The sequence below is a fragment of the Paraglaciecola arctica BSs20135 genome, from assembly GCF_000314995.1.
Taxonomy (GTDB): Bacteria; Pseudomonadota; Gammaproteobacteria; order Enterobacterales; family Alteromonadaceae; genus Paraglaciecola; species Paraglaciecola arctica.
The window spans coordinates 47,311-62,019 of sequence record NZ_BAEO01000015.1; the positions used below are offsets into that span (position 1 = coordinate 47,311).

General features: G+C 37.9%; 10 protein-coding genes. 7 read left to right on the plus strand and 3 right to left on the minus strand.

Annotated elements, in window-relative coordinates; translation table 11 throughout:
* Positions 1 to 8: 8 nt before the first annotated feature.
* Complete coding sequence (locus GARC_RS06095) at positions 9 to 896, plus strand: SMP-30/gluconolactonase/LRE family protein (RefSeq protein WP_007617897.1); 888 nt, start codon at positions 9 to 11, stop codon at positions 894 to 896.
* Between the two features lie 69 nt (positions 897 to 965).
* Here the strand turns inward: GARC_RS06095 and GARC_RS06100 are convergent, their stop codons facing one another.
* A complete protein-coding gene (locus GARC_RS06100; protein WP_007617899.1) occupies positions 966 to 1,457 on the minus strand; it encodes a DUF6491 family protein in 492 nt (163 codons plus the stop codon).
* A gap of 519 nt (positions 1,458 to 1,976) precedes the next feature.
* On the opposite strand from GARC_RS06100, the gene GARC_RS06105 reads away from it, so the two are divergent.
* A complete protein-coding gene (locus GARC_RS06105; RefSeq protein ID WP_007617900.1) occupies positions 1,977 to 2,843 on the plus strand; it encodes an MYG1 family protein in 867 nt (288 codons plus the stop codon).
* On the opposite strand, the gene GARC_RS06110 is transcribed toward GARC_RS06105, so the two are convergent.
* On the minus strand, positions 2,827 to 4,569 hold the full coding sequence (locus GARC_RS06110; RefSeq protein WP_039988906.1) for a DUF6174 domain-containing protein: 1,743 nt from the start codon (positions 4,567 to 4,569) through the stop codon (positions 2,827 to 2,829). The two genes, GARC_RS06105 and GARC_RS06110, sit on opposite strands and share 17 nt — an antisense overlap.
* A 249-nt stretch (positions 4,570 to 4,818) precedes the next feature.
* Between GARC_RS06110 and GARC_RS06115 the strand changes: the two genes are divergently transcribed.
* The gene (locus tag GARC_RS06115) at positions 4,819 to 6,051 is read left to right on the plus strand and encodes a DEAD/DEAH box helicase (protein WP_007617902.1); all 1,233 of its coding nucleotides are present in this window, start codon (positions 4,819 to 4,821) and stop codon (positions 6,049 to 6,051) included.
* A gap of 57 nt (positions 6,052 to 6,108) precedes the next feature.
* Here the strand turns inward: GARC_RS06115 and GARC_RS06120 are convergent, their stop codons facing one another.
* Positions 6,109 to 6,519, minus strand: a complete 411-nt coding sequence (locus GARC_RS06120) for a hypothetical protein (protein WP_007617908.1) — start codon at positions 6,517 to 6,519, stop codon at positions 6,109 to 6,111.
* A gap of 505 nt (positions 6,520 to 7,024) precedes the next feature.
* On the opposite strand from GARC_RS06120, the gene GARC_RS06125 reads away from it, so the two are divergent.
* The 4 genes from GARC_RS06125 (at position 7,025) to GARC_RS06140 (ending at position 14,693) form a co-directional block, all read left to right on the plus strand.
* On the plus strand, positions 7,025 to 7,834 hold the full coding sequence (locus tag GARC_RS06125; RefSeq protein WP_007617910.1) for a PEP-CTERM sorting domain-containing protein: 810 nt from the start codon (positions 7,025 to 7,027) through the stop codon (positions 7,832 to 7,834).
* Positions 7,835 to 8,110: 276 nt separating this feature from the next.
* The gene (locus tag GARC_RS06130) at positions 8,111 to 10,465 is read left to right on the plus strand and encodes a TonB-dependent receptor (protein ID WP_007617913.1); all 2,355 of its coding nucleotides are present in this window, start codon (positions 8,111 to 8,113) and stop codon (positions 10,463 to 10,465) included.
* Positions 10,466 to 10,776: 311 nt separating this feature from the next.
* On the plus strand, positions 10,777 to 12,903 hold the full coding sequence (locus GARC_RS06135; RefSeq protein ID WP_226989071.1) for a methyl-accepting chemotaxis protein: 2,127 nt from the start codon (positions 10,777 to 10,779) through the stop codon (positions 12,901 to 12,903).
* 155 nt (positions 12,904 to 13,058) lie between these two features.
* Entirely contained in the window at positions 13,059 to 14,693 is a 1,635-nt protein-coding gene (locus GARC_RS06140; RefSeq protein WP_007617917.1) for a cation:proton antiporter domain-containing protein, read from the plus strand.
* Positions 14,694 to 14,709 lie beyond the last annotated feature (16 nt).

Below are 14,709 nucleotides of genomic sequence, written 5' to 3' on the forward strand. Positions count from 1 at the left end.
AGTTTACGATGAAAATAATGATGCTTATCAGCATGTTTTGCCTGTTTGGCTGCGCTAATGGGAAGTCAACAGAAGATACAGTCTTGTATCAAAGTATGGATTGGGTAACTGATGGTGTCTTTACTCAGGGCATCGAAGGGCCGGCAGTGGCTCTAGATGGCAGCCTATATGCAGTCAACTACCAAAAAAATGGCACTATTGGGCGTGTAAGCGGTAAAAATAAAGTAGCGCAATTTATAGAATTACCCAATGACTCCATTGGCAATGGCATCCGTTTTGATAAGCAAGGCAATATGTATATTGCAGATTATATAAATCATAATATTTTGATTGTTAATACTAACAAATTAAGCGGCTCATTGATTAACAAAGTGAATGTCTATGCGCACTCCCCTTTAATGAATCAACCTAATGATATTGCAATAACTGACCAAGGAATTATATTTGCTAGTGATCCAAATTGGGCAAAGGGTGACGGAAATATTTGGCGGATCGGAAAAGATCGCCAAGTGATATTATTAGAAAGCGATATGGGAACAACTAATGGCATTGCTGTCAGTCCTGATAATAGCGTTTTATATGTCAATGAGAGTGCGCAACGCAATGTATGGCAATACCAGTTGGACGGTGAAGGTAATATTAGCCATAAAAAATTGCTGATTAATTTCCCTGATTTTGGCTTAGACGGAATGAGAACCGACCAGCAAGGAAACCTATATATTGCACGTTATGGAAAAGGTGTGATTGCTGTGGTTTCTGCCGAAGGAAAGCTATTGCGGGAAATTAACCTCAAAGGTAAATTTCCAACCAATGTTGCATTTGGTGGTGATAATAACAAACAAGTATTTGTAACTATGCAAAAACGCGGAGCCATTGAATCGTTTATCATTGAATAGATTATTACTGAGCTTTATTTTTAACGACTTAATTGTGTAGAATCGATGAGTAAGGGGCCATGTACGCCCCTATAAGTCGGCAGTGTTATCATTTTTTGAAGAAGCTTGTTCTTTAGCTGTTTCTTTCGCCGCTGTTTTTAAGTCTAGGCGAATTTTGTCAACCTTTTCAAAGGTAGCAAAAGCCTCTTCTCGTGACTTAAATTCGAAAATACTTTTTATTGGGCAAGATTCTTCAGAAGTCAGAATTTTATCGCGCCCGCCACCACATAGTTCAGAGAAGTCCCCCTTAAAACCCGCAGCAAAGCTTGTTTGTAACGAATGGCATTGAAACAAAGTTGTGACTAAATAATGACGATTTTTGCCGCTAGCACTAATGCTAATGACATCATCATCGAGCATGCCATAGCCTCGAATATTATACTGACGTACACAGGCTCTGCCGTCTTGTTCAGTTTGTGCTTTTAATAATTCGTCGTAACTTGGTAGGTTCACATCCAGACTTGAACATGAAACTAAACTGGTAAGTACAATAACGGTTAAACAATATTTAAATACTTTCATTACTTCCACCTTAGATGGCTTAACTCAATAATCAAAAAATTATGACCTTCCCTGCCTACTGAGTTGGGACTAATTTTGTGTCTATTATTGTTATCTTGCCAGTTGACGAGCAGTTTTCCAATGTTCAAGAGAGGGGATTGTTGATCACCTGAATGTGCTAAGTTTAGGAAATCCAATAACTGCGGCAAACTAGCTACTGGTAATTACTATAACAGAACTGTCAGAGATCAGGTCGGCCAACTCAAATATGCGTTTTGAATAACCGCAATGGGAGACTTTAAAGTACTCAAGCAGCGTTGCACGGATGTTAATAATGCCAGTTCCTGAAAAGTCTATGATGAAGAGTTTGTTGATGATCTCTCATATAAAAAGCAACAATTAGTATTTCTTGTTATTTTATTAGTCATTTTCCTATAGAATCCGCGACGTGATTTTTACTGGTTAAATATTTCAATATTTCAATATTTATCGTTTATCTATCGACACCTTCCTATCCCTTTCTAAAATGAAACAATAAAAATGAATGATAAAACTATAGTAACTCACAACGGTAATTTTCATGCGGATGATGTTTTCAGTATCGCTGCACTAAAAACCATTTTCCCATCTTTTACACTTATACGTACCCGTGATTTAAAGGTTATCGCCAAAGCAGACATAGTGATAGATGTAGGCGGTGAATATGACCCAGAAGCTGGCCGCTTTGACCATCACCAACGTGGTGGTGCCGGTGCACGACAAAATGGTATCCCCTACTCCTCATTTGGTCTAATTTGGCAAAAATATGGCTTAGATATTTGCGAGGGCAACCAAGACGTCGCCAATGCTGTGGATGCAGGTCTAGTATCAACCATTGATGCCATCGATTGTGGTCATGTTGAAGGTATTTATGACGGCATTAGTCTTAGCCAAACTATTTCAATGTTTAATCCAACTTGGCAAGAAGACAGCCACTTTGATAGCTGTTTTGATGAAGCGGTCGATTTTGCATTACGGGTTTTAACTCGATTCATTGCGGCTGCTAATGGCGGTATTAGTGCAAAATCCATAGTAGCTAAAGCGATTGAAAATGCTCAAGATCCAAGAGTGATAGTATTAGAAAAATACATCCCCTGGAAAAGAACCGTTCACGCTTTATCTGATAAGGCTTTATATATGATTTATCCATCTCAGACCGGCCAATGGCGAATTCAAACAGTACCCGTTGAACCTGGTTCATTTGAAGACAGAAAGCCGCTACCCAAAGAATGGGCGGGATTATCCGATAAAGACCTGCAAGAAGTGACTGGCATTGATGATGCCATGTTTTGTCATAACGGGTTATTCATAGCAGGTGCAGAATCATTTGAAAGCACCATGAAAATGGCGACTATTGCTCTTCAGTAAGGGCAATTGATGTTGCTTTTAAGGCTACAAAATGCAAGCCTGAATCACCGCCTACTGACATGTTTAAGGTCGTGTCATATAAGAAAAAGAAGCGGATTTGTTGCAATGTAGCAAAATAACTCATCTCTTGTTGCATGATATTTTCTGGCTCACTACATGCCTTTTCGGTACTGATAATATTCGAAATGGTCATGTCGTGGTTCTTATTATCTAGAACAAAATCAGCAGTGTAGCTATTGCAGCCACCTATTCCATTTAGTTGCATATTCTGCATATCAAAAGCCAAGGAAATACTAGTGTTTTCTATAATGGGTCGTGGACCAGCAATACTGTCGAACGACTCTAAAACCCAAGTTACGTCATCCAGTGCCAATACCGAGTCTTTTATCTCAAAATTTGACAACTGAATAAACAAACCACCATCAACAGGGATTTGTTCAAGGTCAATTTTTGTCGATTCAGGATAACCATATTCTTGGTTATAAATGACTTCGATTGAAATGCCGTCAGCAATCGCTTTTTCAATTAAGGCAAACAAACTATCAACAGATAGTATCTCTTGTTGGGTTTCTTTTGATATAGCGTCTCCAGAAACTGCATCAAATGCTGATAATACTGAATTGTCTAATACGCTAATTTCCATTTGTGCAGACACCTCATCCTCACATTCACAATAGCGCTGACTTTGGATCGTATAATATTGTCCTGATTGACTGTCCCATTTTGCTTTCGCACTTTGTAATAAAACCAGTTCATTTGAAGGACTTTCAATTTCTGCTTCTTTATCAAAATTTTTCTCGACTACAAAATGTAAGCCTGAATCACCACCTACGACCATATTTATGGTTGTGTCGTATAACGTAAAAAATCTAATTTGTTGCAGTGTGGCAAAATAACTCATTTCTTGTTGCATGATATTTTCTGGTTCACTACATGCTTTGTCGGTACTGATGACATTTGAAATAGTCATGTCGTTAGTTTTATCGTCCAGGATAAAATCAGCACTATAACTATTACAGCCACCTATGCCATGTAGTTGCATATTCTCCATATCAATCGACAACGAAATATTAGTATTGTCTATAATAGGTTGAGGACCAGCGATACTGTCGAACGACTCTAGTTTCCAGATTATGTCATCCAGTGCCAATACCGAGTCTTTTACCTCTAAATTTGACAACTGAATGAACAGACCGCCATCAACAGCGAGTTGTTCAAGGTCTATTTTTGCCGTTTCCGGATAACCAAATTCTTCATTATAAATAACTTCAATCGAAGTGCCGTCTGCTATGGCTTTTTCAATCATGGCAAACAAACTATCAACTGTTTGTATTTGTTGTTGTACTTCTTTTGATATAACTTCATTTGAATCTATATTAAATGCGGTCATTACCAAATTGTCTGATACGCTAATTTTCATTTGTGCTGACACTTCGTCCTCACATTCACAATAACGTTGACTTTGGATGGTATAGAATTGTCCTGATTGACTATCCCATTTTGTTTTGGCACTTTGAAATAAAGTAAGGTCTGATGACGTAAGGGCCGAAGTATTATCAGGTGATATATTTTCAACTACCTCCTTTTCATTAGAACTATTACACCCTAAAGTAGTTGCTAAAATGCAAAGAATTAAATGAAGATTAATCATTTTTCTAATAGAGAATAGATTGCTCTGTGATAAGTTAAAATTGATTTTATTTGTCAAATTAATTAAATAAATCATTTAAATTACATTCTTCATTATACGGTGATTATTAATATAGCCTGAGCACACATACATTTCTGTAAATTTTTGTAATTTTGGATGAAATGATTCAACAAGCCGATAACAAATTATAAGGTTATTTATTACCCATATTTGGATTACTCTTCGGTATGCAGCATGATGACCAAGGTAAAACGCCTTTAATCTTTGAGCCATATAGCTGGAATGTTATAAAGATAACAACTAATCAAAAAGTAACAACCTAATATGAATTTTTCTTCGTTAGCCCTAGATAAATCCCTAACTGATGCAGTCAAAACATTGGGATACACAGCACCCACACCGATACAACAACAAGCTATCCCTGCCATTCTTGAGGGTAAAGATATTATGGCTGGTGCTCAAACAGGTACCGGAAAAACCGCAGCTTTTGCACTACCGATACTACAACAGCTAATTAAATATACCGATGCTCCTAGGCCTATCCGTGCTTTAGTATTAACACCCACAAGAGAACTTGCCCAGCAGGTGTATAAAAGTTTTCTGAGATATGCTGAAAATACTCAACTGAACCTTGCTGTTGCATACGGTGGTGTCAGCATCAACCCACAAATATCCGCAATTGAAAAAGGCGCGGATATTCTAATCGCAACACCTGGGCGATTGTTAGATCATATGACAAAAGGAAGCGTCGATTTAAGCCAGCTTCAAACCATTGTTTTTGATGAAGCCGATCGTATGTTAGACATGGGCTTTAAAGATGAAATCAACCGTATTTTAAGTCGAGTACCCAACAAACGACAGACCTTATTATTTTCAGCAACATTTGATGAGACTATTTTTAAATTGAGTAAAACTTTACTTAATAACCCCGTTCTTATCGAAGTCAATGATCGCAATGCCGCAGCTTCCCAGGTTGAACAACTGGTATATACGGTCGATAGAGATCGAAAACGAGAACTCACGTCTTTTCTGATAGGTTCAAAAAACTGGAAGCAAGTATTAATTTTTACTCGCACCAAACAAACTGCAGATGAGCTAGCCAAAGAAATGTGCAAAGACGGCATTCAAACCCAATCTATTCACGGTGATAAATCACAAGGTGCCAGAGAAAGGGTACTGGCAGAATTTAAACAAGGTAAAATCAGAGCCCTAGTAGCAACTGATGTAGCAGCAAGAGGCATCGACATCATTGATTTAAAATACGTGATCAATTACGAATTACCCTACGTTGCCGAAGATTATATACACCGCATAGGTAGAACAGGCCGAGCCGGAAATGCAGGGTTAGCCATATCTCTGATGAGTCCAAGTGAAAAAGGCTTGTTAGAAGCAGTTGAGAAAGTACTCGACAGTGTATTGTTACCACAATGGCTACCAGGTTATGAACCCGATTTGACTAAACAAAACCAAACAGCCAAAAGAAGCAGTAAAGGTAAACAAAAACAACACGCCAGAAACAAAGCACTTGGGATAAAATCGACTAAAAAACGCAGCTGAGGTTTATATCAAACTTTTTTTTTAACCCTACTGTATATTCCATAGAAACTTTGAAAACTAATTATCAATCGCCAGATGAAACCCACTTTTACCTAACCAAGTTAGCGCTTCAGATTTAGTCTCTACTAACTTGACTTTTTCTTTTTGCAAATTGTTACCTAGGTATTGTTCTAGCGTAAATTTCTTTATCCCGGCGTTTTCAGTTCCCATTACAAACACCAGATGAGTTCGTCCATGTTTTCTTACCCATAATTCTAGATCCACAAGGCTGTCATTGATATCGGCAGAACTCAGCCCCCATTGCCGAACATCAACTAAATTACCCCATGGCGCACCATCTAATTGCGGGATCTGCACTTTAAGTTGGTTAAATACCTTTCGAGTATTGTCCCTATTAATAATACCAACAACAGTAGTAATAAGGATATTGCCATTCAAGATGGCATTGTAAGCATTTTGTGTTTTCATAGTTACTCAAGAAAAGAAAATATTCCCATTGCTTCCAATTCTAATATTACCTTTTAATAAACTTACCGGAGTGAAGAAGTAAAGGTAATAGTAAAATTCCATTTCTCAATAGTCTAGTTGAGTTTGAAGGACATCCGGGGACCTAGTGCGTCCAGATACAAGGTTAGTATAACTCTATTTTATCCTATAAGGCTCAGTCATTGATTACTTCAAGGCGCCCCTAATGAAATAGACAGCGAAAGTAATTTGGAGCAATTTAAGGATCCAGCTCCTACAGTCTTACTTATTTTAAGTAACAGGTTTGATCTGATTTTCGCAATAAAGTGTCTGTATTTTTTACAGTTTCAGGTTCTAAATAGTGAACTTATTAATATTACTTTTCTAATCCATTGATTTACAAGCATAATTTAACATTTGGTCTGAAATATGCTTTGTTTCAAAATGCAAATTTGAAATAAGCATAATAATAAAGTCCAACTTAACATTTTAATAAATGGAGTTTTTAATGAAAAAATTGATAAATAAAAACAATGTAAGAGCTATTTCCTTCAGTGTAATTGCTGGATTAGGGCTTTTTTCGATTGCAGCACCAGCAAGCGCTGACTTTGTTGCATTTGAAATTCGCAATACCCCAACCATAAATATCAGTGGTGCGGTCACGGAATTTATAATTGATGGTGGTGGCGATAAAGCGGCCCTAGGATCAAATGATATTAATGGTTCAACTATTGGTGAAATTACCAGCTTGAGTATTGAACGCCTAGATGATCCATCTCGATTTGGTCCTGGAACAGGCCCGAACGTTGCACCATATTTTAATTTATGGATAACAGATGGCGCAGGTAATTTTGCGGTGGTAGCGAATGAGCCTTCAAATGGCGCATTTCAACCACTTTATAACGATGGTTATGATTTATCTTTTGCTGATTTAAGCGATAAAGTAGCAAAAATATATGAAAATAGTTCTACACCTTGGCTGCCAAATTCCGGAATTGGTTTAACCTTTGCAGACTTGGCTAACTTTGTAATACAAGCACCAACAATTGCTGAGTTAACTGCCAGTTGGGGGGGACTAGGAACAGGTGCTCCAAGAGAAATTGGCACTAATGTCGCTTATGGTGTGAACTGGGTTTTTGGTGATACCCTAGCCAACTATGTATCTGGAGATAGTGGATACCGCGTTACTAATGCTAATGTTGAAGCGGCCAAAGTCTCAGAGCCAGCTTTATTAGCCTTATTTAGTTTAGGGCTAGTAGGAATGACTGCTTCAAAGAGAAGAAAAATCCGTTTATTCAAAGCAACACAGAACGTATAAAGTAACGATAATTTACAATTGAATTATTGATTATGGTGATGAGGTTGGTTTTAAAATCAACCTCATTACAGTTACCATAATTCCAGCCTTAGTATTTCAATCACTTCCATCTACAATATGTCAGTATTCTATACACAAAAACCAATCTTATTTTTATATTAAATATTTAATTTCTAGACAAAATTTTCTCGCCTTAAATTTGCCTGATGATATTATTGAATTTCACTCAAGCGCCTTAAATATCGGTTCTCGATATACATCAATTTTGGAAAATTTATGTCTACGTACGAAATTAAAAATAATCATTTTAAAAAAAAGGCTATTAACTTAGCGGTTACGGGTGCATTTATTGCTACCTCTGGACTAACAATTTTCACATCACAAGCTTATGCGCAAACATCAAATGTAGAAGCCGATAATATAGATGTCATTACAGTTACTGCTCGTAAAAAGACCGAATCAATTCAGGATATTCCAGGTGTTGTAAACGTACTCAGCACAGCTGAACTTAGAGCCAATGGTACAGGTGATGCCAAATCATTAGCCTTAAATACTCCTGGAGTGATTTATAGTGAAACCTATGCAGGCGCGTCTTCGCCACGTATAACTATCCGTGGTGTTGGTGATGATGATTTTAATCCAAACGGTTCTTCATCAGCCGCTATTCACGTGAATGGTATTTATCAAGGTACTAATGGCTTGTTAAACGGTCAGTACTTCGATATTGCGAGAGTTGAAGTATTAAAAGGCCCACAAGGCACCTTATACGGACGTAACGCTACCGCAGGTGCAGTTAATATTATCAGCAAACGCCCCGATATTGATTTTGGCGGTTATCTAGACCTAGATATAGGTAACTTCGGCACATTTCGTGGGGAAGGAGCTGTTGACCTTCCTATTTCTGAGGATTTTCTAGTTCGAGTTGCGGCCATGTATGGATCTTCAAATGGCTTTTACGAGCATTTAGGCACAGGTCCTGGAACTGATTATTCTTACGCACCAGATACAATCACGCCACAAGAAAATGTAGCAGCACAAGGCAGTTGGGGCGGTGCTGATCGCGCTTCCGCTCGTGTAACCGCTGAATGGAGTGTATCAGACGCTACGCTTGTCACTGCAAAACTAACCTTAGGACAAGATAAATCTGAATTAGCGATACCCGATGTTACTGCCGACAATTGGGCCGAGTATGCAAGCTCAACAGCATTCTTTCTTGACCCACAAGATCCGGCACTCATTGATTTTGCTAATGCCTTAGATAACGACCCCTTTACGGTTTATTCTAATATGTTACCTAAGTTGGATTCTGAACAAGTTGGAGCCAACCTGCAGATTGACCATGAATTTTCAGGTGATACTACAGCAACCGTTCTAATCGGTTACGAGTCACTTGATCGTGATTATACAACCTCAGACAACCTGCCATTTGCAGTTGCCGATTATTTATTTAATAACGATTTTTCGCAATTTACTGTTGAAGCTCGCCTAGCGGGACAATACTCAAATAACGCTAGTTGGTTAGTCGGTGCTTTTAGCCTGCAAGATAAAATCGATTTTGGGACTAATTTATTATTCTTAAACTCTGGTTTATGGCAAACCGATGTACAAACAGACTATATTCAAGAGCGCGATTCTTTAGGGATTTTTGCTTCATCTGACTGGACACCTGTAGATTGGTTTACGTTAGAGGCTGGTTTACGTTATTCGTCTGACGAAGTGACATTCACAGGGCAAACCCAAAACAATGACCCCTATGGGGTTTATGGTACGCCACCAAGCTTTTTCCCTGCAGGACAAGTGTATATAGGCGTGCCTATTGATCCTGCATCACCACTAGTATTTGATGAATCTCTCGATGACAGCAAAGTAACCTGGAAAATCAGTAGTATATTTACACCTGCAAAACAATGGCGACTATACGGTACTGTTAGTACAGGTTATAAAGCAGGTGGCTTCGACGGCTCGACTATACTGTCGGCACAAGAAGCCCTCCCGATTGATTCAGAGACCGTCATTGCTTATGAAGTCGGCTCTAAATATCGTTCAAAGAATGGTTTGGTTTCTGCTGAAGCTAACCTATTTTATTATGATTTTTCCGATTATCAGTCTACCGCTAAATTAATAGTGGCTGGAGCCAGTACTAATGTTCGTGCAAACGTATCTGACGCAACTATTCAGGGCGCCGAACTTGCCTTAACCTTAAGCCCTATTGATGGATTAAATATAAAAGCAGGTGCAGCTTTGATTAATTCTGAAATCGATAACTTTCAAGGTGAAGACGCAACTATAGAAGGTAATGACTTACCCTTTTCACCTGATGTTTCTTGGAATATTGCGGTAGTTTACGCAACACCAATCAATGATAACTTTAGCTTACGTTCTCAAATTGACGCCAGTAGTACAGGCGAGCACTTCCAGACTATCGAAAACAATGATCAAGTAGACTCATATTCCATTATGAACGCTCGAGTTGCCTTAGAATCGGCTGATTGGGAAGTTGCGCTATGGGTAAGAAATTTAACCGACGAAGATTATAATGTAGGCTTCTTTCCAACAACAGGATTAACCCCTGACACCTTTTTGAAAGGAGCGCCTCGTACTTTTGGTGTGAATTTCTTAAAGCATTTCTAACTATAGATAACGAATAGGTTTAAGTAGCTTAAGCTTAATCAATATTTCAATTTATAGGCGATATGTTTCTGCATATCGCCTTTTTTGTTCTTTTATCAAAAAATTTAAATAAATTAAAGAACGCTCTTTCGATTGTAATAATTCACATTACTTCTAGTAATATCATTTACCACCTTATTAAATATTGCACTCAATTAATACAATCAAAAAAGTCTCAAATATTTTTCAATATGGTGCAATTATTGCCTTTAGTGAGACCTGTTATAGTGAATTAATGAGGTATCACTTTCATGTATTTAAAAAGCACTTCTATGCAACTTAGTTCAAAAGAGCGTTCTTGGTTGCCGTGGTTTGGCCAAAATGGCAAGTTAGCCCTTAGTCGCTCTTGTTATGCCAATAAAAGTATTTATCCGATAATCGAGCAGACATTTGAGGGTATCGCAGCAACAAGAGTTCAGTTGTTGAAATTATGGACAAATAACCATTGGGATCATCTTGGTGCAGTTGCTTCGATGCTAACGCATAGCCATGAAGATTTGATACAGATTGGCTTACATAGTAAATGTGAAGAAATCGCAGATTTTTCTGAATTGTTCATTATTGATGAAATGGGCCAAGTTCTCTCATCTAGCTATAAATCAAGAATTGGTCGCAAACATGAACAACAAAATGCAATCAGCCAAGCTGCAAAATTAGAGCATTTTTTACATGGCCCTTATGTTGATAAAGAAACAATTGAAATAGGTGCCTCTAGCTCAAAGTTCCATGATGAAGTGACGCTAATGTTTTATTTACCGATACAACAGCAAAATAACGTCAATCGTTTTTTATGTGGCAGAGTCCCTAACGATGTCATAGGGGATATTATTCAGCGAGAAGCGGGACATATCTACTCTGAGTCCGGTGATAATTATTTGTTTATGGTTGAGTCACAATTTGATAGAACAATTTCTGCAGGTACCGCCCTATCTCGTTCACGATTTGAAGATGATACTTTTAGTCATGGTGAAAACCTAAAGTCTGGTGTAAATACCGACTTTGGTGTGGTCAAAATAAACAAACACACTGAGTTTGAAATTCGTTTTACCGATCCGGCCACAGGTGAATTACACCCAGGAGTCAGAGAAACAATTAAAAATGGTGAAAATCTCTTTGTGACATACCCAGGTTATTCTGATTATCGGCATATCCCGGTTATTGGTAAAGGCGTCACTTTTAGCTTACCCGGCTCGTTAGATAAATGGGGCATGATGTGTGAGGGAGATTTAGAGGAAGTCTATCGGCGCCGTTCTATTAACCTTAGTTTGATGAAAATTTATCTGTTTTTAATGGGCAGTATAGTCGCAATAAATTCAAGCCTATTTCATTTCACAGACCTTTCCACCATAACGGTCAGCGCCATTACAGCAACTGTAGGTTTGATAAGCTACTTTATGTTTTCAAGCATTGGTACCAAAAAGGTAACCACCCAACTAAATAAAATGGCAGCAGTTATTCGTACTATTGCAGAAGGAGGCGGAAATTTAACTCAGCGACTTGAGGCTAAACAGATTAAGCATGATGAAACCGGAGATATGAGTCGCTGGATCAACAGTTTTATCGACAATTTAGACGGAATAGTCGGCCAAGTGATTTATGCATCTCACAATGTAAAACGAACCAACGAAAATATGTTAATCCATAATCAAGATGCCTTAGTTTGCTCTAATCAGGTCCACCAATCGATGCTGCACATGCAAAACTTGATTGAAATACAACGTAAAGAGATATTAAACGCAGCTAAAACCGCTGAAACAATGAAAGTCACTATGGCAGACGTAGTCGCCAAAGCAGAAGTTAGTTATAGTGATGCACGTTCAGGTACACAGGCAATACGTGACATTGTTGATAACACCGCAAAAAGTGTGCAATCGCTTGATTCTCGGATGAACGATATTGGCAATATTATTAAGGTCATTACCGACATAACTAACCAAACTAATTTACTAGCTTTAAATGCCGCTATAGAAGCTGCTCGCGCAGGTGAGCATGGTAGAGGCTTTTCGGTTGTAGCTGACGAAGTAAGAAACTTAGCGGCAAGAACCGCCAACGCTGCCACAGATATCCAAAACATGATCCAAGGTTTACAAAATGAAACCCAACAAGCCGTTGCATATATGGGATCGGGCGTCGAAGACGTAGATCAAAGTTTAAAACTAACCGAAGCAAACTCAAATGAGAATACCGAGTTACATTTAGTGGTGCAGAAACTATTTGAAACCATCAGTATAATTGAACAAAACAGTGCTAAAAATGGCCATACAGTTAATGAAGTAACTGACGTTACTGAAAGAATGGCTATTGTTATTCAAGGATTAGCCAATAGCTCAACCCAAGTTGATACCACAGCGAATAAATTACAACAATTGGTCAGTGAATTTACCGTGAGTTATCACTAATTCAGAAAATACCCCTAATTCGGGATAAGTAGTTTTTATTTATAGGTTATTTTTTTATGATGTAGAAGCCTTACATAGCTAGCAATCCACATAAAGTGACTCTAACACTTTTTATTTTTACTCACTTTCTATATTTACTCTATTTGGACCGTTAAATGGATTCTATTTTACTGATCATTTTTATCTCACTGGGCATTGCCACTGTGTTGAACATTGTGCTGAAAAAGCTTTCAGTGTCGCACATTATCGGATACATCATTACCGGTACTATCATTAGCAACTTGTTTGATTTTAATGGTAGTAAAAATTTACATTCGTTAGATTTAATTGGTGAATTCGGCATTGTCTTTTTGATGTTTACAATTGGACTAGAATTGTCATTTAGTAAACTTAAAAAGATGAAAGAAATCGTATTTTTTAACGGTTTGGTGCAAGTCCTAGGGAGTGCATTAGTTATCTTTTTGGTGACCCATTATGTATTTTCACAAGGCATGACAGCCTCTGCGATTATTGCCCTAGCCTTCAGTTTATCGTCTACCGCCATTGTTTTAAGTTACTTAAAAAAATCGAAAGATGTACTCACCCCTTATGGTGAGAAGTCTGTGGCGATATTAATCTTTCAAGATTTGGCTGTGATACCTATTTTGTTACTGATCAGCTTTTTGGCCAATGACCAACTGTCTTTAGGCGATGTGTTGCTGAACACTCTAGTATCAGCCACTTTGGTGATTGTGTTTATGTTCACTCTAGGTAAAAAACTTATCGAGTGGCTGTTGCATTTTTCTACCAATGCCAAATTAGAAGAATTATTTTTAGGCTCAGTATTAAGCATAGTCATTGGGGCATCTATGCTAGCCCACGAAATGGGGTTCACCTATTCATTAGGCGCATTTATTGCTGGTATGATCATTGCCGAAACCAACTACCATGTAAAAGTTGAGTCAGACATCGCCTCATATAAAGATTTACTACTTGGCGCATTCTTTTTTTCCATCGGCACTAAAATAGATATTGTTTATTTTTACCAGCAGTTCTTTTGGGTAGTCGCAGTATTAGCACTCATAATGCTGATAAAAGCACTCATTATTTTTGTGTTAATTCGCAGAAAATCCAATAAAAATGATTCAGTTAAATCGGCCATTGCCTTGTGCCAAGTAGGGGAATTCTCCTTTGCTATATTCTCATTAGCATTAAACCAAGGTTTGGTGTCGCCAGAATTAGGCAGTTTTTTGATATTGGTCACAGTGTTATCCATGATAGTCACCCCCTTCATGGTGAATAATATTTATACCCTTGCATCTTATTTTGGCAAAGAATTTTATGAGTCAGATAGGATTGCGCCAATTAATGTCAGTCAGCATACAGTGATTTGTGGTTTTGCTATTGCAGGTCGAATTGTCGCTAAAAAATTAGCTGAAAAAGATATCAATTTTGTGATTATTTCTGACAACCTCAAACATGTTTTATTAGCAAGAGAACGAGGGTTTCAGGCGTATTTTGGACACCTAGACAAGCGGCCGGTATTAGAGTCTTTAAAAGTAGAGCAAGCCGCCAGTGTCATTATTACAGTTAACACTTTATTGAGTAAAAAAATAATTTGCCAAGCAGTATTGAATTACGACCCTTCGGCTCAGGTGATAGTTAAAATTTCCAGTCTAGCCGAGAAAAAATCTCTACAGGGTATTGGTATCACTGATTTTGTACATGCCTACCAAGAAACCGCTAGATTGTTAGTTAAAAGTAGTTTGGCTCACCGCAAGGCCACAAGCCCGTTACCTAAAAGTGAATAAATAAATGCAAAAGATG